General features: G+C 67.7%; 23 protein-coding genes. 7 read left to right on the top strand and 16 right to left on the bottom strand.

What is annotated here, in order from left to right:
• Positions 1-165 precede the first annotated feature (165 nt).
• A complete protein-coding gene (locus KF707C_RS20880; protein WP_003449327.1) occupies positions 166-1047 on the bottom strand; it encodes a LysR family transcriptional regulator in 882 nt (293 codons plus the stop codon).
• Positions 1048-1172: 125 nt separating this feature from the next.
• On the opposite strand from KF707C_RS20880, the gene KF707C_RS20875 reads away from it, so the two are divergent.
• The 4 genes from KF707C_RS20875 to KF707C_RS20860 all read left to right on the top strand — a co-directional run bounded on the left by KF707C_RS20875 (position 1173) and on the right by KF707C_RS20860 (position 4744).
• Positions 1173-2294 (top strand): muconate cycloisomerase family protein, encoded by a 1122-nt coding sequence (locus KF707C_RS20875; RefSeq protein ID WP_036991683.1) that lies wholly within the window; start codon positions 1173-1175, stop codon positions 2292-2294.
• A 28-nt stretch (positions 2295-2322) separates the two neighbouring features.
• A complete protein-coding gene (gene catC, locus KF707C_RS20870; protein WP_003449325.1) occupies positions 2323-2613 on the top strand; it encodes a muconolactone Delta-isomerase in 291 nt (96 codons plus the stop codon).
• 42 nt (positions 2614-2655) lie between these two features.
• Entirely contained in the window at positions 2656-3585 is a 930-nt protein-coding gene (gene catA / locus KF707C_RS20865; RefSeq protein ID WP_003449324.1) for a catechol 1,2-dioxygenase, read from the top strand.
• 289 nt (positions 3586-3874) lie between these two features.
• Positions 3875-4744, top strand: a complete 870-nt coding sequence (locus KF707C_RS20860; protein WP_003449321.1) for an alpha/beta hydrolase — start codon at positions 3875-3877, stop codon at positions 4742-4744.
• Positions 4745-4884: 140 nt separating this feature from the next.
• Here KF707C_RS20860 and KF707C_RS29970 read toward each other — a convergent pair whose 3' ends face one another.
• From KF707C_RS29970 to antA, 10 genes are all read right to left on the bottom strand, one after another.
• On the bottom strand, positions 4885-5745 hold the full coding sequence (locus tag KF707C_RS29970; RefSeq protein ID WP_003449319.1) for a methyl-accepting chemotaxis protein: 861 nt from the start codon (positions 5743-5745) through the stop codon (positions 4885-4887).
• Positions 5746-5890: 145 nt separating this feature from the next.
• Positions 5891-7144, bottom strand: a complete 1254-nt coding sequence (locus tag KF707C_RS20850) for an OprD family porin (protein ID WP_003449317.1) — start codon at positions 7142-7144, stop codon at positions 5891-5893.
• Between the two features lie 136 nt (positions 7145-7280).
• A complete protein-coding gene (locus KF707C_RS20845) occupies positions 7281-7970 on the bottom strand; it encodes an ABC transporter ATP-binding protein (protein WP_036991676.1) in 690 nt (229 codons plus the stop codon).
• Entirely contained in the window at positions 7963-8712 is a 750-nt protein-coding gene (locus tag KF707C_RS20840; protein ID WP_003449315.1) for an ABC transporter ATP-binding protein, read from the bottom strand. Before KF707C_RS20840 ends, KF707C_RS20845 begins: the two co-directional genes overlap by 8 nt.
• On the bottom strand, positions 8709-9734 hold the full coding sequence (locus tag KF707C_RS20835; protein WP_003449314.1) for a branched-chain amino acid ABC transporter permease: 1026 nt from the start codon (positions 9732-9734) through the stop codon (positions 8709-8711). Before KF707C_RS20835 ends, KF707C_RS20840 begins: the two co-directional genes overlap by 4 nt.
• Before the next feature lie 10 nt (positions 9735-9744).
• Entirely contained in the window at positions 9745-10656 is a 912-nt protein-coding gene (locus tag KF707C_RS20830) for a branched-chain amino acid ABC transporter permease (protein ID WP_003449313.1), read from the bottom strand.
• A gap of 53 nt (positions 10657-10709) precedes the next feature.
• Entirely contained in the window at positions 10710-11873 is a 1164-nt protein-coding gene (locus KF707C_RS20825; RefSeq protein WP_003449312.1) for an ABC transporter substrate-binding protein, read from the bottom strand.
• 190 nt (positions 11874-12063) lie between these two features.
• Positions 12064-13089 carry an anthranilate 1,2-dioxygenase electron transfer component AntC gene (antC, locus tag KF707C_RS20820; RefSeq protein ID WP_003449311.1) on the bottom strand — a complete coding sequence of 342 codons (1026 nt, stop codon included), beginning with the start codon at positions 13087-13089 and terminating at the stop codon, positions 12064-12066.
• A gap of 19 nt (positions 13090-13108) precedes the next feature.
• Entirely contained in the window at positions 13109-13600 is a 492-nt protein-coding gene (gene antB / locus KF707C_RS20815; RefSeq protein WP_017244337.1) for an anthranilate 1,2-dioxygenase small subunit, read from the bottom strand.
• Positions 13600-14991, bottom strand: coding sequence for an anthranilate 1,2-dioxygenase large subunit (gene antA, locus KF707C_RS20810; protein WP_003449309.1), 1392 nt, complete (start codon positions 14989-14991; stop codon positions 13600-13602). The genes antB and antA overlap by 1 nt, the downstream gene beginning before the upstream one ends.
• Before the next feature lie 729 nt (positions 14992-15720).
• Here antA and KF707C_RS20805 point away from each other — a divergent pair.
• Positions 15721-16731, top strand: coding sequence for an AraC family transcriptional regulator (locus tag KF707C_RS20805; RefSeq protein WP_003449305.1), 1011 nt, complete (start codon positions 15721-15723; stop codon positions 16729-16731).
• A 102-nt stretch (positions 16732-16833) separates the two neighbouring features.
• Here the strand turns inward: KF707C_RS20805 and KF707C_RS20800 are convergent, their stop codons facing one another.
• Positions 16834-19911, bottom strand: coding sequence for an efflux RND transporter permease subunit (locus KF707C_RS20800; RefSeq protein WP_003449293.1), 3078 nt, complete (start codon positions 19909-19911; stop codon positions 16834-16836).
• A gap of 1 nt (position 19912) precedes the next feature.
• Positions 19913-21007: an efflux RND transporter periplasmic adaptor subunit gene (locus KF707C_RS20795; protein ID WP_003449292.1), complete on the bottom strand. Its 1095-nt coding sequence runs from the start codon at positions 21005-21007 to the stop codon at positions 19913-19915.
• 119 nt (positions 21008-21126) lie between these two features.
• Between KF707C_RS20795 and KF707C_RS29965 the strand changes: the two genes are divergently transcribed.
• Both KF707C_RS29965 and KF707C_RS20790 read left to right on the top strand, forming a co-directional pair.
• Positions 21127-21261, top strand: a complete 135-nt coding sequence (locus KF707C_RS29965) for a hypothetical protein (RefSeq protein ID WP_003449290.1) — start codon at positions 21127-21129, stop codon at positions 21259-21261.
• The gene (locus KF707C_RS20790) at positions 21258-22457 is read left to right on the top strand and encodes an MFS transporter (RefSeq protein ID WP_003449288.1); all 1200 of its coding nucleotides are present in this window, start codon (positions 21258-21260) and stop codon (positions 22455-22457) included. The genes KF707C_RS29965 and KF707C_RS20790 overlap by 4 nt, the downstream gene beginning before the upstream one ends.
• A 42-nt stretch (positions 22458-22499) precedes the next feature.
• Here the strand turns inward: KF707C_RS20790 and KF707C_RS20785 are convergent, their stop codons facing one another.
• The 3 genes from KF707C_RS20785 to KF707C_RS20780 are packed head-to-tail and all read right to left on the bottom strand — an operon-like array spanning position 22500 to position 26219.
• A complete protein-coding gene (locus KF707C_RS20785; RefSeq protein ID WP_003449286.1) occupies positions 22500-24452 on the bottom strand; it encodes an oxidoreductase in 1953 nt (650 codons plus the stop codon).
• Positions 24449-24583 (bottom strand): hypothetical protein, encoded by a 135-nt coding sequence (locus KF707C_RS29960; RefSeq protein WP_003449285.1) that lies wholly within the window; start codon positions 24581-24583, stop codon positions 24449-24451. Before KF707C_RS29960 ends, KF707C_RS20785 begins: the two co-directional genes overlap by 4 nt.
• Before the next feature lie 31 nt (positions 24584-24614).
• Positions 24615-26219: a sodium:solute symporter family protein gene (locus KF707C_RS20780; protein ID WP_003449282.1), complete on the bottom strand. Its 1605-nt coding sequence runs from the start codon at positions 26217-26219 to the stop codon at positions 24615-24617.
• Positions 26220-26402: the final 183 nt, after the last annotated feature.

Below are 26402 nucleotides of genomic sequence, written 5' to 3'. Positions count from 1 at the left end.
CCTGATACATAGATGCAACCGGGTTTCTCTGTTCAAAGCGGGTTGACAGTAAAAGGCGAGTCCATACATAGGATGGGTTGAGGTACGAAACCCATGCGGACCACGGTTGATGGGTATCGCACGCTCAACGGAACGCCGCCCGCCCCGTCCTGCAAGAGCGTGTTCCTACAGCTGCCCCCGCGACAGCTCCTCGATCAGCGCCAGGCAATGGGTCAGCGCGGGCGACGCGTCGCCGACGCGGCGGCTGATGATGATGGGGGAGGTGGCCTGGGCTTCCTGCAGGCTGGCGTAGCCGATGTCGACCCGGTGCAGCACCTGTACCGATGCCGGCACCAGGGTGATGCCGATGCCGGCCGCCACCAGGCCGATGGCGGTCTGCAGTTCGTTGGTCCATTGCGCCACCTCGATCTGCAGCCCGTAGGCGGCGAACAGGGCGAGGACATGGTCGGCGTAGCTGGGCCGCGGGTTGCCCGGGTAGAGCACGAAGGGCTCCTGGGCCAGGTCGGTCAGGCTCACCGGGCCCGGCAGCAAGGGATGCCCGGCGGGCAGGGCGGCCACCAGCGGGTCCAGGGTCAGCACCTGCTGCTGGATCGCCGGGTCGTTGATGTGGATGCGGCCGAAACCGACGTCGATCCGCCCCGCCTTGAGCGACTCCACCTGCTGCAGGGTGGTCATCTCCGACAGGCCGAGTTCCAACCCGGCGTCGCTGCGCAGGCGGCGGATCAGGTCGGGCAGCACACCGTAGAGCGTCGAGGGGGCGAAGCCGATGCCGAGCCAGGCCTTTTCTCCCGAACCAATACGCCGGGTATTGTCACAGACCTTCGCCAACTGCTCGAGCAGGGTGCGGGAATGCTCGTGGAAGAAGCGCCCCGCCTCGGTCAGGCGCAGGGGCCGGCCACGTTCCAGCAGGGCCACCCCGAGCTCCTCCTCCAGCTGCTGGATCTGGCGGCTGAGGGGCGGTTGGGCGATGTGCAGGCGCTCGGCGGCGCGGGTGAAGTTGAGGGTTTCGGCGAGCGCCTGGAAGTAGCGCAGGTGACGGAGTTCCATGGGGCCGGTCCTTCGAAGGTGGCGATACCTGGAGGGTATTGTTGCAGACAAAATCAATATTGGAACCTGGATCGCGGCGGTATCACTATCCCGTCACAGAGAAGAACAACCAGATGGGTATTGAAATGAGCCACACCGCGATCGAGTCGCTCGAAGCGATCATCGTCGACCTGCCGACCATCCGCCCCCACAAGCTGGCGATGCACACCATGCAGAACCAGACCCTGGTGATCCTGCGCATCCGCTGCGCCGACGGTATCGAGGGCATCGGTGAGGCCACCACCATCGGCGGCCTGTCCTACGGCAACGAAAGCCCGGACAGCATCAAGGTCAACCTGGACCGGCACTTCGCCCCGCTGCTGGTCGGCCAGGACGCCAGCAACCTCAATGCCTGCATGCAGCGCATCGACCGCGTGGTGAAAGGCAACACCTTCGCCCGTTCCGCCGTGGAAACCGCGCTGCTGGACGCCCAGGGCAAGCGCCTCGGCCTGCCGGTCAGCGAGATCCTCGGCGGCCGCGTCCGCGACAGCCTGGAAGTGGCCTGGACCCTGGCCAGCGGCGACACCAGCAAGGACATCGCCGAAGCCGAGCACATGCTGGAGGTTCGCCGCCACCGCATCTTCAAGCTGAAGATCGGCGCCGGCGAGGTGAACAGGGACCTGGCCCACGTCATCGCCATCAAGAAGGCCCTGGGCGACCGCGCCAGCGTGCGCGTCGACGTCAACCAGGCCTGGGACGAAGGCGTTGCCCTGCGCGCCTGCCGTGTCCTCGGCGACAACGGCATCGACCTCATCGAACAGCCCATTTCCCGCAACAACCGCAGCGGCCAGGTGCGCCTGAACCTGTCCAGCCCGGCGCCGATCATGGCCGACGAATCCATCGAGTGCGTGGAAGACGCCTTCAACCTGGCCCGCGACGGCGCGGCCCCGGTGTTCGCCCTGAAGATCGCCAAGAACGGCGGCCCGCGTGCCGTGCTGCGTACCGCCAGCATCGCCGAGGCGGCCGGCATCGGCCTCTACGGCGGCACCATGCTGGAAGGCAGCGTCGGCACCCTGGCCTCCGCCCATGCCTTCATCACCCTGAACAAGCTGGCGTGGGACACCGAACTCTTCGGCCCGCTGCTGCTGACCGAGGACATCGTCACCGAGCCGCCGGTCTACCGCGACTTCCAGCTCCACGTGCCGCGCCTGCCCGGTATCGGCCTGACCCTGGACGAAGAGCGCCTGGCGCGCTTCCGTCGCCCCTGACACCTGCCTGAAGGAGGAGAGCAAGCCTATGCTGTTCCACGTGAAGATGACCGTGAAGTTGCCGGTCGACATGGACCCCGCCAAGGCGGCCAAGCTCAAGGCCGACGAGAAGGAACTGGCGCAGCGCCTGCAGCGCGAGGGCAAATGGCGCCACCTGTGGCGCATCGCCGGGCATTACGCCAACTACAGCATCTTCGACCTGGCCAGCGTCGAGGAGCTGCATGACACCCTGATGCAGCTGCCGCTGTTCCCCTACATGGAAATCGAGGTGGACGGTCTCTGCCGCCACCCGTCGTCGATTCACGAAGACGATCGCTGAGCGATCGTTCCGTCCCGATAAAAACAAGATGAGGAAATAGCCATGACTATCAAACTGTCCAGCACCGAAAGCGTCCAGAACTTCTTCAAGGAAGTCAGCGGCTTCAACAACGACCAGGGCAGCCAGCGCATGAAGAAGCTGGTGAACCGCATCCTGATCGACACCATCAAGATCATCGAGGATATGGAAGTCACCACCGAGGAGTTCTGGAAGGCGGTGGACTACCTGAACCGCATGGGCGCCCGTGGCGAGGCCGGCCTGCTGGTGGCGGGCCTCGGTCTCGAGCACTACCTCGACCTGCTGCTGGACGCCCAGGACGAGCAGGCCGGCCTGACCGGCGGCACCCCGCGCACCATCGAAGGCCCCCTCTACGTGGCCGGCGCCCCGCTGTCCGAGGGCGAGACCCGCATGGATGACGGCACCGACGCCGGCACCGTGATGTTCCTCCAGGGCCAGGTGAAGGACGTGGATGGCAAGCCGATCGCCGGCGCCATCGTCGACCTGTGGCATGCCAACACCAAGGGCACCTATTCCTACTTCGACACCACCCAGTCGGACTACAACCTGCGCCGTCGCATCGTCACCGACAGCGAAGGCCGCTACCGCGCCCGCAGCATCGTGCCGTCCGGCTACGGCTGCCCGCCGGAAGGCACCACCCAGGAAGTGCTGAACCTGCTGGGTCGCCACGGCAACCGCCCGGCCCACATCCACTTCTTCATCTCCGCCCCGGGTTACCGTCACCTGACCACCCAGATCAACCTGTCCGGCGATGAGTACCTGTGGGACGACTTCGCCTACGCCACCCGCGATGGCCTGGTGGGCGACATCCGCTTCATCGAAGACGCCGTCGCCGCCAAGGCCCGTGGCCTGGACGGCGAGCGCTTCGCCGAGATCGACTTCGACTTCCAGCTGCAGAGCGCCGCGGCTCCCGCCCAGGAGCAGATCCGCGACCGCGTACGCGCCGAAGCCTGAGTCACCGACTTGGCGGGGGAGGCTGGTTCCCCCGCCATTTGAACCGGCCCAATGGGCCGGTTTTTTTATGGGCGGAATTTGCCTGGCACGCATTCTCCAACCTGTACGGACAGCCCCCTCTCCCTCCGGGAGAGGGGCGGGGTGAGGGCGGTCGTACCCCGTGCCTTCGCGAATGAATTCGCTCCCACAGCGTGCTCGCCCAATTCCCCGGATAACCATCCCCGACTATCCGGATTTCCCCGCGTCGCCGAATGCCGCCTAATCGGCTCACGAGCAACCGGAGATGCCCATGACCCGCCCCAGCGCCCCGGCCGACCTGGCCGCCTATTTCGATGTGCAATACAACGCCCGCGCCAGTGTCGAGGATTTCGACCAGTACCCGCGTCAGTACCGCGCCCTGAGCGACGCCGCCCATGCCGGGCTGCGCTGCTTCAAGGATGTGGCCTACGGCCCCGGGGCCAACGAGCGGCTGGATATCTTCCCGGCGGCGTGCCCCGATGCGCCGGTGCTGCTGTTCATCCATGGAGGCTACTGGCGGGCGCTGTCCAAGGCGGATTCGGCCTTCATGGCGCCGGCGCTGACGGCGGCCGGCGCCTGCGTGGCGGTGCTGGACTACGACCTCGCGCCGGCGGTGACCCTCGACCATATCGTCGACCAGACCCGCCGTGCGCTGGCCTGGCTGCATCGCCATGTGGGCGAGTACGGCGGCGATCCGCAGCGCCTCCATGCCAGCGGCAGCTCCGCCGGCGGGCATCTGGTGGGCATGTTGCTGGCCGGTGGCTGGCAGGCGCAGTACGGCCTGCCGGAGAAGCCGCTGAAGGGCGCGCTGCCCATCAGCGGCCTGTTCGACCTGCTGCCCCTGCTGGACACCCATATCAACGGTTGGATGAACCTCGACGAGGCGGCGGCGCGGCGCAACAGCCCGCGCTTCCAGCTGCCGGACCGTGGCGCCGAACTGGTGATCAGCTATGGCGCGCTGGAAACGGCGGAGTTCGCCCGCCAGTCCCATGAGTTTCTCGACGACTGGCAGGCGCGCGGACTACCGGGACGCTTCGTCGCGGCGCCGGGCAGGAACCACTTCGATGTGGTGCTGGAGCTGGGGCAACCGGGGACGCCGTTGTACCGGGCGCTGCTGGAGCTGATGGGACTGCCCTCGTAGGGATCGCGCAGCCCCGTAATTGGATGTGTTGAGGAACGAAACCCATGCTGTGCGCGGTGATGGGTATCGCTGCGCTCAGCCGCATCCTGCGGTTCGGGATGCGGCGATAGCCGGGAACCGGCCTCGCAGGATGGCGACGTTCAATCCAGCAGCTGTCGCACGGCCCCGGTGAGCTGCTGTTTCTCCTCCAGGCGCTGCATGATGCGCTGGACGATTTCGTAGCGGGCGGTGGCCACCTCCTTCATGCGCGCGAGGGCGTCGAGGGCGATCTCGGACTTGTCCAGGCCGGTACGGGTCGAGCCGTCCACCTGGGTCAGCCCTGCGCGGGCGTCGCGGGAAGCCTGCTGCAGGCCGCCGACGATCTGGCGGATCTGCTCGCTGGCCTCGTTGGCGCGCCGTGCCAGCTGGCGCACTTCATCGGCCACCACGGCGAAGCCACGGCCCGCCTCGCCGGCGCGGGCGGCCTCGATGGCGGCGTTGAGGGCCAGCAGGTTGGTCTGCTTGGCGATCTCCTGGATGCTGCCGACGATGGCGCCGATGCGTTGCGACTGTTCTCCCAGGTCGTTGAATACCGACGTCATGTGGACCATGTAGCGCGCCAGGTCGTCGATGGTGGTGCGCGAATCCTGGATGCTCTGGGTCGACAGTTGCAGGCACTCGCCGGCCTGTCGGGCGAGGGTGTTGGCCTGCTGCATTTCCGCGTCGCTGTCGGCGATGGAGCGGCTCAGTTGTTCCAGCAGCGGATGCAGGCGATCGAGGGGCAGTGCCGTGGCTTCGGCGACAGGTGCAGGCACCACCACCGGGTCGGGCTCCGGCGCGGCGGCGGGCAGGGGAATCTCCACCTCGACGATGCGCGGCGGCTGCCGGTGGTAGAGCAGGCCGGCCAGCAGGTTGCACAGCAGCCCCACGGCGAGCGGCCAGGGCGAAGCCAGGGGCAGGGCGGCGAGCATCAGCAGGTTGCCGAGGCCGAGCAGCCAGGCGGCGAGGGCGTTGCGGGGCATGGGGTCACTCCTTGTGGATGGAATGGGAATCCTGGGCAGGGGGGGCGCGCGTCACCGGTTCACCTATCGTGGCCCCATCTGGCGCCGTGGGTGGATGAAGAGCCCCCTCCACCCTCCGACGCCGGACGCAGCGCGGCGCTCGAACCTAGAATAGCGCCAGGCTGTAGTTGAGGATCAGGCGGTTCTCGTCGATATCGGTGCGGTAGTTGGAGCGCGCGGTGACATTGCGGATGCGCACGCCAAGCCCCTTGAGGCTGCCGCTCTGGATCACGTAGCCGATGTCCAGGTCGCGTTCCCAGTCCTCGCCTTCGAAGCCCCGGCCGGTGTCCACGTTGTCGCCGCGGATATAGCGCAGGGTGGTGGTCAGGCCGGGGATGCCGAGGGCGGCGAAATCATAGTCGTGGCGCACCTGCCAGGAGCGTTCGTCCGCCGAGGCGAACTCGTAGGTGGGCACTTCGTTGCCCAGCGGCGTGACGTTGGCGAACACCTTGGGGAAGCCCTGGTCGCCGTACATGCCCTGGTAGCCGAGATAGAAGGTATGGCCGCCGCGCTTGGCGGAGAGCAGCGAGTAGAAGGCGCGGTTGTCCACCTCGCCGATCAGTTGCTTGCCCTCTTCGCGGGTGTCGTAGAAGCCCAGGTTCGCTCCCAGGATCCAGTCGCCCATCGGCTCGAAGTGTTTGAGACCCAGGTGGCGCTGCTCGTAGATGTCCTCCAGTTGGGCGTACCAGGCGCTGGCCGTGGTGCGGTTGCCGTTGAAGGCGTAGTCGGCTCCGGCGTAGTTGAAGGCGTCGCTGGAGGCCTGGCGCTGGGGCTGGTAGCCCAGCTGGGCCTGCAGCTTGTCGTCGCCGGCCTCGTTGCGCAGGCTGGTGCCGGTGAGGTGGCCGGCCTGCAGGGTCAGGCCGGCGATCTCGCTGGAGGTGACCATCGCCCCCTGGTAACTGGGCGGCAGCAGGCGGATGTCGCTGTACACCAGCACCGGCAGGTTGGGCTGCAGCTCGCCCACCTTCAGCTCGGTCTTCGACAGGCGCATCTTCGCCGCCACGCCCAGGCGGCTGTAGTCATCGGCGGCCTCGCCGTCTTCCTGCACCGGCAGCAGGCCGGTGTTGACCCGGTCCGGGCTGCTGTCGAGCTTGATGCCGAGGGTGCCGATGGCGTCGAGGCCGAAGCCGACGGTGCCCTGGGTGTAGCCGGACTTGTAGTTGAGGATGAAGCCCTGGGCCCATTCCTCCGCCCGGGATTGCTGGCTGGGGCCGACGATGTCGGAGAAGTCGCGGCTGAAGTAGTAGTTGCGCAGTTGCAGCGTGGCGGTGGAATCCTCGATGAAGCCGGATTCGGCGGCCAGCGCGCTGAAGGGGAGGGTGCTCAACAGGAGGGGAAACGCTCGGGTCTTGTGGTTCATCGCAAGGCTCTTCTTCTTCTGTTTTCAGGGCGCAGCCGTCCGCCACCGGCCCGGGATGGGGCCGGCGGAGGCGGGTGCGTCGGGGAACGCGGCCCGGCGTGACGACGGGCCGCTGGATCAGGTGTCCGGCCGGTGGCTAGACACCCAGGTATCGCTGCGAGAGGTCCGGCGCGGCGGCCAGTTCCACCGGCGTGCCATCCCAGACCTGGCGGCCCTTCTCGATGATGTGGTGGCGGTCCACCACGCGGGCCATTTCCTTGAGGTTCTTGTCGATCACCAGGATGGTCTCGCCCTCGTCCTTGAGGGTCGCGAGGCAATTCCAGATGGTTTCGCGGATGATCGGCGCCAGGCCTTCGGTGGCCTCGTCGAGGATCAGCAGCTGCGGGTTGGTCATCAGCGCGCGGCCCACCACCAGCATCTGTTGCTCGCCGCCGGAGAGGGTCTTCGACAGCTGGTCCTGGCGTTCCTCCAGGCGCGGGAAGAGGCGGTAGATCCGCGCCAGGTCCCACTTGCCGCCCTTGCTGGCGGTGGCCAGCAGGTTCTCCTTCACGCTGAGGGTGCCGAAGGCGCGGCGGCCCTCGGGCACCAGGCCGAGGCCGGCCTGGGCGATGCGATAGGGCGTGGCGCCGCGCATTTCCCGGCCGTGGATGCGGATGCTCCCGGCGCTGGGCTTGAGCAGCCCCATGATGGACTTCACCGTGGTGGTCTTGCCCATGCCGTTGCGGCCGATGAGGGAAACCACCTGGCCCTGTTCGATCTTCAGGTGCATGTCGAACAGCACCTGGCTGAGGCCGTAGCCGGCCTGCAATCCACTGACTTCAAGCATGCTCTTCTCCCAGGTAGGCGCTGCGCACCTGCTCGTTGCCGCGGACTTCCTCCACGGTGCCGGTGAGGATGGTTTCGCCGTAGACCAGCACGGTGATGCGGTCGGCGAGGGCGAACACGGCGTCCATGTCGTGCTCCACCAGCAGGATGGCGTAGCGGCCCTTTAGGCTCATCAGCAGCTCGGTCATGCGCGCCGACTCCTCGGCGCCCATGCCGGCCATGGGTTCGTCCAGCAGCAGCACCGAGGCCTCCTGGGCCAGCGCCAGGGCCAGCTCCAGCTGGCGGCGCTCGCCGTGGGACAGCGCGCTCACCGGGTCTTCGGCGCGGGCGCCGAGGCCCACCTGCTCCAGGTAGGTGCGGGCCGGGTTCAGCAGGCCGCGATCCCGCGAGAGGGATTTCCACAGCCCGAAGCTCTTGCCGTCGCGGGCGGCGATGGCCACCGCGACGTTCTCCAGCAGGCTGAACTCGGGGTACAGCTGGCTGACCTGGAAGGAGCGCGCCAGGCCCAGGCGCGGGCGCTCATGGGCGGGCACGGCGGTGATGTCGCGGCCGCCGAGGAGGATCTGGCCCTTGTCCGGGCGCAGCTCGCCGGCGATCTGCGAGATCAGCGTGGACTTGCCGGCGCCGTTGGGGCCGATGATGGCGTGCAGCTCGCCGGCGGCCAGCTCCAGGTTGGCGTTGTGGGTGGCCTTCACCGCGCCGAAGGATTTCTCCAGGCCACGGATCGACAGGTGGGCGCTCATGGGTGGACCTCCTGGGGCTTGATGGCCTTGGCCGGACGCGGCGCCTTCGCCTTGCGCGCTTTGCCGGCGCCGCTCATCAGCAGGCCGTAGAGGCCCTGGCGACCGAACAGCACGACGAGGAGCAGCAGCGGGCCGAAGACCAGCAGCCAGTGTTCGGTCCAGAGGCTCAGAAGCTGTTCCAGGCCGAGGTAGGCCGCCGCGCCCAACACCGGGCCGAGCAGGGTGCCGACGCCGCCGAGGATGACCATCGCCATGAGTTCGCCGGACTTCTGCCAGGCGGCCATGTCGGGGCTGACGAAGAGGGCGTAGTTGGCCCAGAGGATGCCGGCGAGGCCCGCGCCGAGGCCGGCGATGACGAAGGCGGTGAGGCGGTAGCGCACGGGTTTCAGGCCCAGGCTCACGGTGCGCCGTTCGCTCTGCTTGAGGCCGCGCAGGACGAAGCCGAAGCGCGAGTCCACCAGGCGCCGGCAGAACAGCAGCCAGCCCACCAGCAGCGCGACGCAGAGGTAGTAGAACTGGTTGGCGTCGTTGAGGTCGAGGCCGGGCAGGGTGTTGCGCTCGTTCATCAGGATGCCGTCGTCGCCGCCATAGAAGGACAGCGAGCCGAGGATGAAATAGAGCATCTGGCTGAAGGCCAGGGTGATCATGATGAACTGCACGCCGCTGGTGCGCAGGGACAGGTAGCCCATCACCAGCCCCAGCAGGGCGCAGCAGAGCAGCGCCAGGGGCCAGACCACCAGGGCGCTGTTGCTGCCCTCCCAGCCCCAGAGCGGCAGCATCTGCGAGCTGTGGAAGGCGATCACGCCCACCACGTAGCCGCCGAGGCCGAAGAAGGCGGCGTGGCCGAAGCTGACCAGGGCGCCGTAGCCGATCAGCAGGTCGAGGCTGGCGGCGGCCATGCCGTAGATGGCCAGGCGGGTGAACAGGCTGACCAGGAAGGGTTCGTCGAACAGCGCGGCCACCAGGGGCATCAGCGCGAAGGTGGCCAGGCAGGCCAGGTCGATGACAAGACGACGGGACATGGGATTCTCCTCAGGCGCGCGCGGGCAGCAGGCCACGGGGACGGACCAGCAGCACCAGGGCCATGACGATGTAGGCGCTGGCGGAAATCAGGCCGGCGGACAGGGCGCCGCTGACCTCCGGGGGCAGCATCCGGTCCAGCAGCGGGGGGACGTAGGCACGGCCCAGGCTGTCCACCATGCCGATCAGCAGGGCGCCAACCAGGGCGCCGCGCACCGAGCCCACGCCGCCGACGACTATGACCACGAAGGTGGTGATCAGGACCTTCTCGCCCATGCCGATCTCCACCGACAGGAGCGGGGCGGCCATGAAGCCGGCCAGGCCGCAGAGGGCGCAGCCGAAGACGAACACCAGGGTGTAGAGGCGGCTGATGTTCACCCCCAGCGCGCCGACCATCTCGTGGTCGTCGGCGCCGGCGCGGATCAGCATCCCCAGGCGGGTGTGGTTGATCAGCAGCCACATGCCCAGGGCCACCAGCAGGCCGGCGCCGATGAACAGCAGGCGGCTCACCGGGTACATCAGTCCCGGCAGCACCTCGACGAAGGCGTTGTACCAGTCCGGGGTGGGCATGGCCGGTGGGCTGCGGCCGAACAGCAGGGTGATGAGTTCGTTGGTGAAGAACACCACGGCGAGGGTGGCCAGCACCTGGTCCAGGTGATCGCGGTTGTAGAGCCGGCGGATGATGCCGGTCTCGATCACCAGGCCGTAGCAGGCGGCGCCGGCCAGCGCGGCGAGGCCGCCGAGCCAGAAGGAGCCGGTGGCGATGGCGGTGTAGGCGGCACAGAAGGCGCCGACCATGTAGAAGGCGCCGTGGGCGAGGTTGATCACGCCCATGATGCCGAAGATCAGCGTCAGGCCGGAGGCCAGCAGGAACAGCAGGGCGCTGTACTGCAGGCCGTTGAGCAATTGTTCGAGCAACAGCATGGCGAAGTCCTGCGTTGGAGACCCGCCGGATGGGCCGGCGGGTCAGGCGTGGGTCAGAGCGCGCACTGGGCGGCGTAGCTGTCCACCTGGGCCTTGGCGATGGTCTTGACCGGTACCTCGGTGAGCGTGCCGTCGGCACCGGCCTGGACCTTGAGCAGGTGCCAGTCGATGACCGCGTGCTGGTTGCTGCCGAAGCGGAAGTCGCCGCGCACCGAGTCGAAGTCCGCCGCGCGCAGGGCGCCGCGGAAGGCGTCGGCGTCCTTGAGGTTGCCATTGGTGGCCTTCAGCGCCGAGCCGATCAGCCGCGCGGTGTCGTAGCCCTGGGCGGCGTACAGGGTGGGCGCGCGGTTGTACTTCTCGGTGAAGGCCTTGATGAAGGCCTGGTTGGCGGCGTTGTCGGACTGCGGGTTCCAGCCGCTGACCACGTTCACACCCTCGGCGACGCTGCCGGTGGCGGCGAGCATGCGCTCGTCCATGGAGAACACCGGGACCACCATCGGGATGCTCTTCGATAGGCCGGAGCTGCCGTACTGCTTGGCGAAGTTGATGCCCGCGCCGCCCGGGTGGAACTGGAACACGGCGTCGGGATTCAGCGAGCGGACGCGCGCCAGTTCGACGGAGAAGTCCAGCTGGTTGAGCTTGGTGTAGATCTCGGTGACTTCGCCCTTGAAGGTGCGCTTGAACCCGGCCAGGGCATCGCGGCCCGCCTGGTAGTTGGGGGCGAGGATGACCATCTTCTTGTAGCCCAGCTCGTTGGCGGCCAAGCCGGCCATCTCGTGGGGCACGTCGTTCTGGTAGGACGCGGAGAAGTAGTTGGCCTTGCACTGGGCGCCGGCCAGGTTGGAGGGCGCGGCGTTGGCGCTGATGTAGAAGCGGTCGCCCTGGGTGGCGCTATTGACCACGGCGGCGAGGACGTTGGAGAACATCACGCCGGTGTAGAGGGAGATGCCGTCGAGGCTCATGCGGTCGACGATCTGCTTGCCCTTGGCGGGTTGCAGGCCGTCGTCCTCCACCACCAGCTCCACGGGCACGCCGCCCAGCTTGCCGCCTTCCTGCTCGATGGCCAGGCGGAAGGCGTCGCGGGCGTCTTCGCCGAGGTAGCCGGCGGGGGTGGAGAGGGTGGTGATGAAGCCGATGCGCACAGGGTCCTGTGCCAGGGCGTTGAGGGAAGAGGCCAGTGCGGCCCCGAGCATCGCAAGGTTCAGGGTCTTTTTCATGATTACCGCCGTGGTTATGCGGGCCGCTTGGGACGCGGCCGGCTGTTGTTGTGTTGGGCAGTTGCTGAAGCGGGTGGAGCGATCTTGTTGGGGTTATGGGGGCCGTAGGAGCCAGCTTGCTGGCGAACAGGGGCTGCGTTCGCGAGCCAGCTCGCTCCTACAGGGACGGACCCGCCGAAAGGGCCGGGGATCAGCTATTGCTCTCGGTGAACTTCTCGAAATACAGGTGGCCGTTGTCGATGCCGTTGTCCGTGAGCCAGGTCTTCACCGACTCGACCATGGGCGGCGGGCCGCAGAGGTAGAGGTCGAAGGGCGCCTCGCGCAGGGCGGCGGCGTCGAAGTGCTCGGCCACATAGCCGCGCTTGCCCTGCCAGTCCTGGCCGTCGTCGCTGATGACCGGGATGAAGCGGAAGCCCGGGATGCGTTCGGCGTAGGCCTGGATGCGCTCCAGCTCGCAGAGGTCGGCCACCTGGCGCACGCCGTAGTAGAGGTGCACCGGCTGGCCGCAACCGCCGCGCTCGGCGATCTCGTCGAGCATGCCGAGGAAGGCCGAGAGCCCGGTGCCACCGGCCACCAGCAGCAGGGGCCGCTCGATGTGGCGCATGTAGAAGGCCCCCAGGGGCGCCTCGAAGTGGATCTCGTCGCCCACCTTGCAGCGCTCGCGGATGTAGTTGCTCATCACCCCGTCCGGCAGCAGGCGGATGAGGAACTGCAGCTTGTTCGCCGCGTTCGGCCGGTTGGCGAAGGAGTAGGAGCGCCTGGCGTCGGTGCCCGGCACCTGCAGGCGGGCGTACTGCCCGGGCAGGAAATCCAGTTGCTGGCCATCGACGCCCGCGTCCAGGTGCAGGATCGCGGTGGTGGGCGAGACCTGCTCGACGTGGGTGACGATGCCGCGCTCCTGCACCGTCTTCGACGCCCCGCAGAGCGTGGAGTCGAAGTCGAAGTAGAAGGACGCATCCGACTGCACGCGGGTCTGGCAGGTGAGGATCTTGCGCTGCTCCAGGTCCCTGGCCGAGAGGGCCTCGTCGTCCACGTAGTCCATTTCGTAGCGGCCGGACTCGCAGCGGCCCATGCAGGTCCCGCACACGCCCTCGCGGCAGTCCAGCGGGATGTTGATGCCGTTGCGCAGGGCGGCGTCGAGAAGGATCTCGTTGCCCTGCACGGGGAAGAACAGGGTTTTGCCGTCGGCAAAACTGAAGGCGACCTTGTGGTTCATGGCGCAGGTATCCGGCAGATCAGAGGTGGTAGAAGTCGAGCACCGAGTTGATGGTGTCGTTCAGCAGCACGATGTGCTTGCGGGTGATCTTCCAGCTCTCGCCGGCGGGCTTGAGGTGGTAGGTGACGTAACCGAAGAACTGCTCGCTCATGCCCAGCCGGTGGAACAGGGTGTGCCAGTTGGCCTTCACCTCCAGCTGGCCGTCGTCGCGCTGGGCGATGCGCACGTTGTTGATCAGGTGCGCGGTGCGCGGCATCGGGATGGTGGAGGCCGCCTTGCCGGTGCGGATGCGGAACACGCGGTCTTCCAGGCCGGAGCGGTTGGCGTAGTAGATCAGCGACATGCCGCGCTTCGGGTCCTGGGTGTATTCGTGCTCGGAGTCCCACTGGGGCAGGTGGTACTCGCAGTGCTCGTCGAACAGGTCCAGGTAGGCGTCCCAGTCCTGGGCGTCGCACAGGGCCGACTTGGCGTAGAGGAACTGTTCGATCTGGTATTGCAGTTGCGGATTCATCATTCCACCTCCTTCAGGTTCAGGGCTTTCCTGGCCAGGCCCTCGAGCAGGAAGCGCTGCCAGTTGCCGTGCTGGTTCACGTAGAGGCCTTCGTGGGTGAACTCGGTGCCGGTCATGGCCGGGGCGATGCCGAGGGCCTCGCTGTTGGCGGTGGGGCCGGTGACCCACTTGTCGTAGCCGCGGGAGATGTCGCTCCAGCGCTCCAGGCGGCCCTGGAAGCCGCGCTGCTGCTCGCGGAACTCCACCAGGTCATCGGGGGTGCCCAGGCCGGAGACGTTGAAGAAGTCCTCGAACTGGCGGATGCGGCTCTCGCGGTCGGCGTCGGACTCGCCCTTCACGCCGATGCACTGGCTGATGATCTCGGTCTTGTTCCAGGCCACCGGCCGCACGATGCGCAGCTGGGAGCTGATCTGGTCCATGAAGAACAGGCTGGGGTAGATGTTCAGGTTGCGCAGGCGGTGCATCATCCACTCGGCCCTGGCCTGGCCGTATTCCTCCACCAGGCGCGGCATCACGGTGGCGTAGCCGGGGCGCACGGTGGGGTTGGGCATGTCGCTGAACAGCACGCTGTGGCCGTTGTGGAAGGAGAACCAGCCATCGTCGGTCTCCGCGTCGCCGGCGCCCAGCTTGCTGTAGTCCAGGGTGCCGCTGGCCGCGCCCTTGGCGGCGTTGACCTGCTGGCGGTGTTGCACGGTGGCGACGTAGTTGTAGTGCACGGTGCTGACGTGATAACCGTCCAGGCCGTTCTCGTTCTGCAGCTTCCAGTTGCCGTCGAAGGTGTAGGTGGAGCGGCCGGGCAGCACCTCCAGTTCACCGGTGGGGGACTGGGCCACCATCATGTCGAAGAACACCTTGGCGTCGCCGAGGAAGTCTTCCAGGCTGTCGTTGCCGGTGGGGTCGAGGCTGATGAAGACGAAGCCCTTGTAGCTCTCGATGCGGGCCTTCTTCAGGCCACGGGTGGCCTTGTCGAAGCCTTCCGGGTACTCGCCCGGCGCCTTGACCTTCACCAGGCGGCCGTCGCTCTTGTAGCACCAGGCGTGGAAGGGGCAGGTGAAGGTGGACTGGTTGCCCTTGGCGACGCGGGTGAGGGTGGCGCCACGGTGCTGGCAGGCGTTGATCAGGGCGTGCAGCTGGCCGTTGCCGTCGCGGGTGATGATCATCGGCTGGCGGCCGGCGCGCATGGTCATGAAATCGTGGGCGTTGGGAATCTCGCTCTCGTGGCAGGCGTAGATCCAGTTGCGCTCGAAGATCAGTTCCATCTCCAGGTCGAAGAGTTCCGGCTCGGTGAACATGTCACGGGCGATGCGGAATACCCCCTCCTCGGGACGGAAGTCCAGGCAACCGCTGACGTAGTCTCTCCACTGGGCAATGCTTTTGTTCGAAGTATTCATGGCGTGGCACCTTCCACATCGGGCGAATCGTGGGATCCATTAGAAGGAGCCGGGCGCTCTCCGGTCTATCCGCTAAGTTGGCGAAGCCGGGCCGGTTTTTTTGATCCCGATCGAAGCGGGACGAATCGCCTGAAAGCCCGGTGAATCAAGGCTTTCGGAGATTCGGGACGCGGCAGAAAAAGTGGATAGCCTTTGCCGACAAAGCGGATCGCCAGGCCCCGTGGCCGGGGTGTCGAATCCTCCCTCACGGCCGCGCCGACGGCACCCGGTAACGCTTCGGCGGCCCGGGGCCGGCTGCGGTAACGCTTTTTCCGGTCGCTAGCAGAAGGGTGGGGCAAGGGGCTAGCCGAAAAGTGATTCAAGATTATCCGTCGAGTGCGAATCGCCGCCGTCCGGCGCCTCATCCGACCCGCTTTGCGGTAACAGGCCGCCACTTCTGGGTAGCCAGGCCCCGCCGGCGCTGGCGCAGAGGGTGGCCAGCGGTTGCCCGGCGCCTGTCCGGATGCTGCGCCAAAGCGAGGCGCTCGTGCTCGTCGCCGCCACCGAAAGGTTCGTGGCAGAGCCCTTTCGCCGGCCTGGCTGCCAGGCGACTATCCGGAAATTTTGCGAATGCTATCCTCTTCTTCTGACCCTCGATGGATAGTCCCGGCGTGGCATGGAGCTTGCCTCTGATAGCCCAAACGCGCCGTTAGAGCGCGCATGACCAATTGCCGTATTGGGTGCCGCGTGATGAGTACGAAGAACCATCATTTCCGTGATATTTCCGCCGATCGCTACGACCTCGCCGGGGCTCGCTCCTGGATGGCCAATATCTGCGGGCCGCACAACCTGAAGGCCGCCCGTCCGGAACGGATCCAGTTCCACCACAGCGGCAACGTGCTGCCGTCCATGTCCACCACCCTGGGCTACGTGGAGTACGGCACCGACGTCACCATCGGCGTCGGCGACGAGTTCAACCTCAACTGCTACAGCCTGAGCCTGCCGCTGGCCGGCGAGCAGGAGCTGGACAAGTCCGGCCGGCGGCTGCTGTCCGACCGCGACCGTGGCGTGATCATCTCGCCCCACGAGAACCAGGAACTCACCATCGGCGGCGACTGCCACAAGCTGCAGGTGGCCATTCCCCGCGCCGCCATGCAGAAGACCCTGGAAGAGTTGCTGCAGCGGGCCGTGGACACGCCCCTGTGCTTCCAGCCCGAAATGGACGCCGTGGACGGCGCGGCCGCCGCCTGGTGGCGCATGGCTCGGCACCTCACCGACGAGCTGGAGCGCAGCCGCGACCTCTATGGCCAGCTGTTCTTCACCCGCGACATGGAAAGCGCGCTGATCAAGGGCCTGATCCTCTCCCAGCCGAACAACTACTCGGCGGAGTTGCGGGATCGCCTGGAGATCAAGCTGCCTCATTACCTGGTGCGGGCGCGCGACTTCATCCACGCCCATGCCCGCGAGGACCTGTCGCTGGAGGATGTGGAGCGCGCCGCCGGGATTTCCCGCTTCAAGCTGTTCGAGGGCTTCAAGAAGTACTTCGGCCAATCCCCCATGGCCTACCTGAAGAAATATCGCCTCACCGCCGTGCGCCAGGAGCTGCTGGAAGACCGCTGCGCGCGCAATATCTCGGTGATCGCCATGGCCTGGGGTTTCAACCACCTGGGCCGCTTCGCCAGTGAGTACCGCAAGCTGTTCGACGAAACCCCGAGCATGACCATCCAGCGCCTGGAAGCCCGGCGCGGTCGCTCGTTCTAGGCATTCGCCCGCGAACACCTCCGCGCGGTTCGCCGGCAAGCCGGCTCCTACAAAAGCCGGTCTGTGCGATTCGCCGGCAAGCCGGCTCCTACCTGAGGGGCTTCACGCCGGAGCCGCCTCGGCCTCCTGCACCGGTTGCTTCTCCCGCAGCACAAGCGCGCACAGCGCCGGCAGGAACAGCAGGGTGAGCAGCGTGCCCACCAGCACGCCGCCGATCAGCACATAGGCCAGGGACGACCAGAACACCGAGAAGGTCAGCGGGATGAAGGCCAGGGCGGCGGCCAGCGCGGTGAGCAGGACCGGGCGGGTGCGGCGCACCGTGGCCTCGATGATGGCCTCGCGAAGGGCCCGTCCCTGGGCCTGCTCCCGCTGGATCTGGTCGGTGAAGATCAGGGTATTGCGCATCAGGATGCCGCCGATGCCGATCAGCGCCAGGATGGCGTTGAAGCCAAAGGGCTGGTCGAACAGCAGCAGGGCCGGAATGGCGCCGATCAGTCCCAGGGGCGCGGTGGCGAAGACCATGAACATCAGGGAGAAGGAACGCACCTGGAACATGATCACCACCAGGGTCAGCAGGATCATCACCGGGAACCAGGCCGCCAGGGCCTTGTTGGCCTTGGCGCTTTCCTCGACGGGGCCGCCGACCACCACCCGGTAGCCCGCCGGCAGCCTGGCGATGAGGGCTTGCAGGTCGGCAAGCACGGCCTTTTCCACATCCGGCGGCTGGGTGCCCGGGATGATATCGGCGCGCACCTCGAAGGTGAGTTCGCGGTCGCGGCGCTTGAGGATGGGCTCCTCCATCACCGGCTGGAAGCGCCCCACCTGTTCCAGGGGCACCGAGACGCCCGCGGCGTTGGTGATGGTCAGGCCCTCGATGCCGCCCAGGTTCTCGCGCTGGGCGTTGCGCGCGCGAACCATCACCGCCACGCTGCGGGTGCCTTCGCGCACCTCGGTCACCGGGTTGCCGCTGAGCAGGGCGTTGAGCTGGCTCTTCACCTCATTGGGGGTGAAGCCCAGCAGGCGCAGGCGATCCTGGTCCAGTACCAGGCGATAGGCGCTGGCGCGTTCGCCCCAATCGACGAAGGTGTCGCGGGTCATGGGGTTGGCGGCCACCACGGCGCGGACCTCTTCGCTGAGTCCGCGCAGGGTGTCCAGATCCGGGCCGGATACCCGGAACACCACCGGGAAGGGGACCGGCGGACCGAATACCAGCTGAGTGACCCGCACCCGCGCCGAGGGGAACTCGCCGGACTCGATGCGTGCCTGCATCCGCGCCTTGAGGGCGTCGCGGGCGCGGGCGTCGGCGGTCTGCACGATCAGCTTGGCGAAGGCCGGGTCCGGCAGTTCGGGGTTCAGGGAGAGGAAGAAGCGCGGCGCGCCGCCGCCCACGTAGGCGTCCACCAGCCGGGTCTCGGGTTCGTCCAGCAGGGCTTTTTCCACCTGGGCCACCACGGCTTCGGTGGCCTTGAAGGCGCTGCCTGGCGGCAGGTAGATCTCCACCAGCAGTTCCGAGCGGTCGGAGTTGGGGAAGAACTGCTTCTTCACCACACCCAGGCCGGCGCCGGCCAGGACGAAGGCCAGCACCACCAGGGCGGCGACCCGCTTGCGCCGGTCCACGCACCAGATGACCAGCGCGCGCAGGCGCTGGTACAGCGGCGTGGCGTAGAGCGCGTCGTGGCCGCCCTGCACGGGCGCGATCTTCGGCAGCAGCTTCACCCCCAGGTAGGGGGTGAAGTACACCGCCACCAGCCAGGAAGCGATCAGGGCGAAGCCGACTATCCAGAAGATATTGCCGGCGTATTCCCCCGCGCCCGATTTGGCGAAGCCCACCGGCAGGAAGCCGATCACGGTCACCAGGGTGCCGGTGAGCATGGGCGCGGCGGTGGAACTCCAGGCGAAGGTGGCGGCCTGCAGCCGGTCGAGTCCTTCCTCCAGCTTCACCACCATCATCTCGATGGCGATGATGGCGTCGTCCACCAGCAGGCCGAGGGAGAGGATCAGCGCGCCCAGGGTGATGCGGTCGAACTCGCGGCCCGTGACCAGCATCACCACGAAGACGATGGACAGGGTCAGGGGGACGGCGGCGGCCACCACCAGGCCGACGCGGAAGCCCAGGGCCAGCAGGCTGATGAGCATCACCACGGCGAGGGCGACGAAGAACTTCACCATGAACTCGTTCACCGCCAGGCGGATCTTCTCGGCCTGGTCGGAGACCTTGTCGAAGGTCACGCCCAGGGGCAGGTTGGCGTGGATGCGGTCTTCCTCCGCCTGCAGCGCCTTGTCCAGTTCCAGGCCATTGAAACGGGACTCCATGATCACCCCCAGCATCAGCGCCGGTTCGCCCTGGTGGCGGATGCGGTAGCTCGGCGGGTCCTCGTAGCCGCGCTTCACCTCGGCCACGTCGGCGATGCGCAGCAACCTGCCACCGGCGTTGATGGGGACGTTCTCGATCAGGCGGAGGCTGTCGAAGGCGCCATCCAGGCGGATGTAGACCCGGGGACCGGAGGTTTCCACGAACCCTGCCGGGGCCACGCCGTTCTGCTTGGCCAGGGCTTCGAAGATCTGCTCGGGCTTGAGGCCCAGGGTGGCCAGGCGCTCATGGGAGAACTCGACGAAGATGCGCTGGGCCTGCTCGCCGAGGATGTTCACCTTCTTCACCCCGGGCAGGCGCAGCAGGTCCTGGCGCAGGTCCTCGGCCATGCGCACCAGCTGGCGGTGGGGCAACTGCTCCGCTTCCAGGGCGTAGAGGGCGAAGTAGACGTCGGAGTATTCGTCGTTGAAGAAGGGACCGACCACGCCCTGGGGCAGTCGCCGGGCTTCGTCCGATAGCTTCTTGCGGGTCTGGTAGAAGAGCTGCTGGATATCCCCGGGGCGGGTGGAGTCGAGGTACTGCAGCTTCATGGAGACGAAGCCGGGTTGGGCGATGGTCTCCACACGGTCGTAGAAGTCCAGTTCCTGCAGGCGCTTCTCCAGGCGGTCGGCCACCTGCTCCTGCATTTCTTTCGCCGTGGCGCCGGGCCAGGCGGCGGTGATGGTCATGGTCTTGACCGTGAACGACGGGTCTTCCGCCCGCCCCAGCTTGCCGAAGGCGATGGCCCCGGCCAGCAGGGTGGCGAGGATCAGGAACAGCGTCACCGCCGGATTGCGCACCGCCAGGGCGGAGAGGTTGAAACGGTTCATCTCAGCGCTCCAGGGCCAGCTCGGGGGCTGGCAGCTCGCGGACGGGGTCATCGGCATTGAGCAGGTGGGCGCCCAGGGCGACGATGCGTTCACCCGGCTGTACGCCACCCTCCAGCACCGCCTCTTCCTGTTCCAGGCGAGCGACCCGGACCGGGCGCAGTTTTACCCGCGACTGGGCATCGATGACCCAGACGCCGGCGCCCTGGCCCTTGTCGTGCAGGGCGCCCAGGGGGACCCGCACCTGTCGCTGCCGGGCATCGCCATCCAGGCGCAGGGTGACGGTGGAACCGATGGCCAGGGCGCTGGAGTCGCCGCCCAGGGTGTAGCGCGCACGGAAGGTGCGGGTGGTGGTGTCCGCCGCCGCCGAGAGTTCCCGCAGTTGCGCGGGGACGGCATCGCCGCTGGCGCCATAGGGATAGGCGCGGGCCGAATGGCCGGCGAGGGTGCGCTGGGTTTCCGGAATGTCGATCACCGCTTCCCGGGCGCCGTCATGGGCGAGGCTGGCGACGATCTGCCCTTCGGCCACCACCTGGCCACGGTCCACGCGGACGTCGGTGATCACGCCATCGGCGTCGGCTTTCAGGGTCGAGTAGGTGCGGCGGTTCTCCACCTGGGCGGCTTCCGAGACGGCCGCGGCCCGATCTGCCTGGGCCACCCGCAGGCGGGTGGCGGCCTGGTCGAACACCTGGCGGGACACCGCGCCGGTACCGGCCAGGCGGCGATAGCGGGCCTCGTCGTCACGGGCCTGGCGCAGTTCCGCTTCGGCGGCGGACACCCGGTTGCGCGCGGCGCGCAGGGCCAGTTCGAAGTCGGTGTTGTCCAGCACCAGCAACACGTCGCCACGCTTGACGCGGGTGCCCGGGTCCACGTTGCGGGCGATCACCTTGCCGCCAACGCGAAAGCCCAGGTCGCTGGCGGTGCGGGCCGCCACCACGCCGGTGTAGAGGGCATCCTGTTGGCTGGCGGCCTGGACTTCGGCCACCAGCACCGCCCGGGGCCGTGGCGCGGTGGCGCTGCTGTCGGCCTGGCTGTCACAGCCGCCGAGCATCAGCAGGGCAGGCACCAGGGCGAAGGGAGCAAGGCGGAGAGGGTTCATGGCGATGGCCTCGGGTTCGGTGAGCGGACATGCCGCAGGTCGAAAATATGATATGCATAATCTAATTCGGTGTATATATGTCACTCGTCATCTCAATGCATCGCCTGGAGGTACCTGCAATGAACGAACAACAGCGAGTGGACGGCGGAAGCTGCGGTGCGCCGCACGCTGTCAGTGTCGACGACTGGCAGAACCTGGAGGCGCAACTGATGGCGCTGGTACTGGATGCCCGGGAAGAAGGAGAGGCGCAATGAACCCGTCTCGCCTGCTGCTGGCCATCCTCATGGTGCTGACCGCCCTGGGGGAGATATCCACCCAGCTGATCATTCCCGCGCTGGGCGGCATCGAGCGGGGCCTGGGAGCCGCGCACGGCGCCAGCCTGGCGGCGCTGTCCGCCTTCGTTGCCGCCTTCGGTGTCGGCCAGTTGCTGCTGGGGCCCCTGTCGGACCGGGTGGGCCGGCGCCCGGTGCTGATCGGCGGGCTCAGCCTCTACCTGGCCGCCACCGCCTGGATGCTGCTGGCGGACGACATGGCTGGCTTCGTTCTCGGCCGGGTGGTCCAGGGCCTGGGGGCCTGCGCCGCCCTGGTGCTGGCGCGGGCCATTGTCCGCGATGTGTGGAAGGCTCAGGCGGCACCGGCCCTGGCGCTGACGGTGATCGGCATGCTGTCGGCGATCGCCCTGGCGCCCATGGCGGGGGGCCTGCTGACCCAAGTGGGCGGCTGGCAGGCACCCATCCTGGCCTCCCTGGCTGTCGGCGGCACCGCGCTGCTGGCGGTGCTGGCCTTCTACCGCGAGAGCAATCCCAGCCTGGACCCGAAGGCGGGTCATCCGGCGACCCTGGCGCGGGACTACCTGGACCTGCTCCGGCAGCCCGCCAGCCGCGCCCTGGCGCTGACCCTGGCGGGCACCTATGGCGCCATGTTCGCGGTGGTCGCGGGGTCGTCGTCGGTCTACATCGGAATGCTGGGCCTGTCTTCGGCGGAGTACGGGCTGGCTTTCGGCGCCACCATCTCCGGGTTGATCGCCGGGGCCCTGTTCACCCAGCGGAGGATCCTGCAGCTGGGGCCGCAGCGCATCGTCGGCATCGGCGTCAGCCTGGTGGCGGCGGGAGCCGCGCTGACGGTACTGGTCCACGCCACCCTGGGGTTGTCGGTCCTGGGGCTTTCCCTGCCGCAGGCGCTGGTGACCCTGGGCGGCGGCATGCTGATACCCGCCTCGGTGGCCGGCGTGGTGATGCCCAATGCGCACCGCGCCGGGCTGGCGGCGGGCCTGATGGGCTTCTCGCAGATGCTCGGCGCCACCCTGAGCGGCCTGCTCCTCGGCGCGCTGCAGGACGCCAGCGCCTGGCCGATGATCGGCGTCCATGCGCTGTTCGCGCTGTCGGCCCTCAGCCTGTTCGCCCTGATGACCCGCAAGCCCCGTGACCGGGCCGTCAGCGCGGCCAGTTGAGCCCTGCCAGGCCCGGCCGGAAGGGCCGGGCCTGCGCTCGACTCAGAGCGCGCAGCCCACCTTCAGCCCCTCGTACACCGCCTCTTCCGCCGTGCGCGGGGCCAGGCAGTCGCCGAGGGCGTGAAGTTCGACCAGGCCCTCCAGTTCCTCCCGCAGGTCGTCCACCGGCTGGTGGCCCTGGCAGAGCACCAGGGTGTCGATGCCTTCGAGGACGATGGGCTCGCCGCTGGCGCTGTGTTGCAGGTAGACGGTATCGCCGTCGCAGCCGTAGAGCCGCGCGTAGGGAATCACGGCGATGCCCAGGCGATGCAGTTCCCCGGCCAGTTGGTCGCGTACGTAGAGGGGCAGGGCCTCGCCCATGTGCGGGCCGTTCACCGCCAGCTGCACGCGGCTGCCGGCGCGGGTGAGCTTCTCGGCGATGCCGGGGCCGATCCAGTCGCAGCGCCAGTCGGTGACCAGTACCCGACCGCCCACCTCCACATCGCCCCGCAGCACCTCCCAGGCATCCACCACGTGCAGGCCGTCGTTGGGAAACTCCGGTCGATAGGGGTGGGCGCCGGTGGCCAGCACCACGGCGTCGGGGCGCGCGCGTTCCACCAGGGCGCGGTCGACGCGGCAATTGCGCTCGACCCGCACGCCGGCCAGTGTCAGCTCCCGCGACAGGTTGCTGACAATGCCGCCGAACTCCGCGCGGCGGGGCAGGAGCTGCGCCAGCAGGGCCTGGCCGCCGAGCTGGCTGCCGGCTTCGAACAGCGTCACCTCGTGGCCACGTCGGGCGGCGGTGATGGCGGCTTTCATCCCGCCTGGCCCGCCACCGATCACCATCACCCGCTTGCGCCGGGTGGCGGGAGCCAGACCGTCGTACTGCAGCTCGCGTCCGGTTTCCGGGTGCTGGATGCAGGAGATCGGCAGGCCCCGGTGGAAGTGGCCGATGCAGGCCTGGTTGCAGGCGATGCAGGCGCGGATGTCGTCCGGGCGGCCCTCGGCGGCCTTGCCGGGCATCTCCGGGTCGCAGATCAGCGCGCGGGTCATGCCGCAGATGTCGGCCTGACCGGCGGCGAGCAGGGCTTCGGCGTCCTGGGGCTGGTTGATGCGGCCGGCGACGAACACCGGGATGTCCAGCGCCGCGCGGAACAGCCCCGCCTCGCCGGCCAGGTAGGCGTTGGCGATGGCCATGGGCGGCACGATGTGCACCGCGCCGCCGTGGGACGCCGAGGTGCCGGCCACCAGGCTCAGGTAATCCAGGCGCGACTGCAGGTGTCGGCAGCTTTCCAGGGCTTCCTCGACGCTCAGCCCCTGCTCGTCGCATTCCCCGGCGCTGATGCGCAGGCCGATGACGAAGTCCTCATCGGTGGCGGCGCGCAGGGCGTCCAGTAACTCCCGCAGGAAGCGCAGGCGGTTGTCCAGCCCGCCGCCGTAGTCATCGTCCCGGCGGTTGATCCGGGGGTTGAGGAACTGCGCGGGCAGGTAGCCGTGGCTCGCCACCAGTTCCACGCCATCCAGGCCCGCCTGCCGGATGCGCCGGGCGGCCTGGGCGTAGCCTTCCACGATCTCGGCGATCAGCGCCGGGGTCAGTTGCCGGGGCATCACGCGGAAGCGCTCGTTGGGCACGCTGGAGGCGGAGTAGGCCACCGCCAGCAGTCCGTCGCCGCTTTCCATGATCTCCCGGCCAGGGTGGAACAACTGGGCGAACACCCGGCAATCATGGGCGTGGCAGGCCTCGGCCAGCTTGCGGTAACCGGGGATGCAGGCATCGTCGGTGGCCATCAGCATGTGGGAGGTGTAGCGGGCGGTTTCGTGGACCCCCGCCACCTGGGTGACGATCAGGCCGGCGCCGCCCCGGGCGCGGGCGGCGTGGTAGGCCACCAGGGCGTCGTTGATCCGCCCATCGGTGGGCAGCGAGGTGTCGTGCCCGGTGGACATGATCCGGTTCTTCAGGCGCGCGCCGCGAATCACCAGGGGACTGAACAGCTGTGGAAACAGCGGCCGGGTCATGGTGCCTCCCGGGTCAGGGTCCCGACTTCGCGATCGACCGCCCGGTAGTCCCGAGCGATGACCCAGTGGGCCAGGGCGCCCATGCCGAAAAGCATCGCGCCATAGTAGATCGCCAGCAGATAAGCCCCCATATCGGGTCCTCCACAGGGTGTGCCCGGCGCCTCAAGGGGCCAGGGCGAGGTTGAAGGGAATGGCATAGGACTGGATCAGCCAGGCGGCCAGCAGGACGCCGCCCAGCATCATCAGGCGTGGTACCAGCAGGGTCCGGCTCACCGCCGCGAAATCGCGTTCGGCCTCCGGGGTCCGGTGCAGGCCGGCGAGGAAGCGTCGTTCCGCCTCGCTGACTCGGGTATGGCGGCTGATCAGCAGGATGCAGGCGAGGCTCGCCAGGCCGCCGATGATCAGTGGGTCGAGGTAGACCGGCAGGTCCACCAGCCCCAGCTTGCGCAGGAAGCTGGCGAGGATGTTGCCGAGGAAGCCGGCGACTATGCCCCAGAAGGCCGCCGGGGCGGTGATGCGCCGGCTCCAGACGCTCATGAAGGCCACCGGTCCCCAGGACGAGGCGAACAGGGTGCCGGCGAAGTAGGTGATCCACATGATGGCGGAGGGGCGGATGAAGGCGATGGCCAGGCTCACCAGGCCGCTGGCCAGCATCACCCGGCGACTCAGCCGAAGCATCCGCGCTTCGTCGAGGTCCAGCTTCACCAGGTCGTTGGTGACGCTGAAGCCGATCAGCGAGAGGAAGGTGGAGCAGGAGGACAGGGCGGCGGACATGATCCCGGTGATCAGCAGCACGCCGAGCCAGTCGGGCATGAGGTTCATGGCCGCCCAGATCACCGCCTTCTCCGGGTTCTCGATGGCCGGGTTGACCAGGTTGATGGCCGCGCCCATCAGCATCAGCACGACGTAGAGCAGCATCAGGATCAGCGCCGAGAAGCAGGCCGAGCGCAGCACCACCTGCTCATTGCGGGCCATCAGGTAGCGGCTGGTCTGCCAGGGACTGACCGCCACCACGGTGCCCCAGGCGAGGCCGAGGACCAGCGCCCAGCCCAGGCTGCTGGCCGGGGAGCCCCAGTAGGCGTTTTCGCCCACCAGCCCGTGCCAGGCGAGGATGCCGGGCCGCTGCTCGAAGCGCGCCAGCTCGCTGACGGTGCGTTCCAGCCCGCCGGTGGCATCCAGCAGGAACCAGGCGCCGAGGAAGGCGGCGGCGGTGAACAGCAGGAACATCAGGGTGTCGGTCAGCACCACGCCCCGGGAGCCGGAGTAGAGGGTGAAGAGGCTGTAGCCGGCCCACACCAGCAACAGCGATTGCCAGTAGGGCAGGCCACCGATCTCGCTCACCAGCAGCGCCGCGCCCTGGGTCACCGCCACCAGGTAGGCGGCCAGGCCGATGAGGGTGGTCAGGCCCGCCGCCGCCTGCACCCGGCGCGAGGCGAAGCGCTTGCCGAAGAACTCGGGAATGGTCAGGGCCTGGCTGCGTCGGACGTAGCGGCCGAAGAACAGCGCCCCCACCACGTAGCCGCTGCTGTTCACCGCCACCAGCACCAGCATCAGGAAGGCGTAGCCCTCGTAGGCGAAACCGGTTTCCCCCATGAAGGCGTTGGTGCTGAGAAAGCTCGCGACCAGGGTGCCGACGATCAGCAGGGTGGGGGCGTTGCGCCCCGCCACGTAGTAGTCGTCGAGGTGCTTCACCTTGCGGCCTGCATAGTTCCCCACGGCGATGAAGCAGAGCACGCTGGCGATGATGCCGATCAGGTACTGGCTCATGTTCCCTCCCTCGGGTCTTGTCCTCCGCCTGCGGTCGTCGAGCCGGCTGGAGTTCAAGTTATTGTTATTTTTTATTTGAGAGTAAAAAAATTAACGTATTTTTTACTAAAGGCAAGCCCATGAGTCGGCCGTGCCTTCTCGCCGACGGCAAGGAGCGGAGAAATGAGAGGGGGGATTGGCGAG

It is taken from the genome of Pseudomonas furukawaii (assembly GCF_002355475.1).
In the GTDB taxonomy this organism is placed as follows: Bacteria; Pseudomonadota; Gammaproteobacteria; order Pseudomonadales; family Pseudomonadaceae; genus Metapseudomonas; species Metapseudomonas furukawaii.
This window is presented reverse-complemented; position numbering and strand designations above follow the sequence as displayed.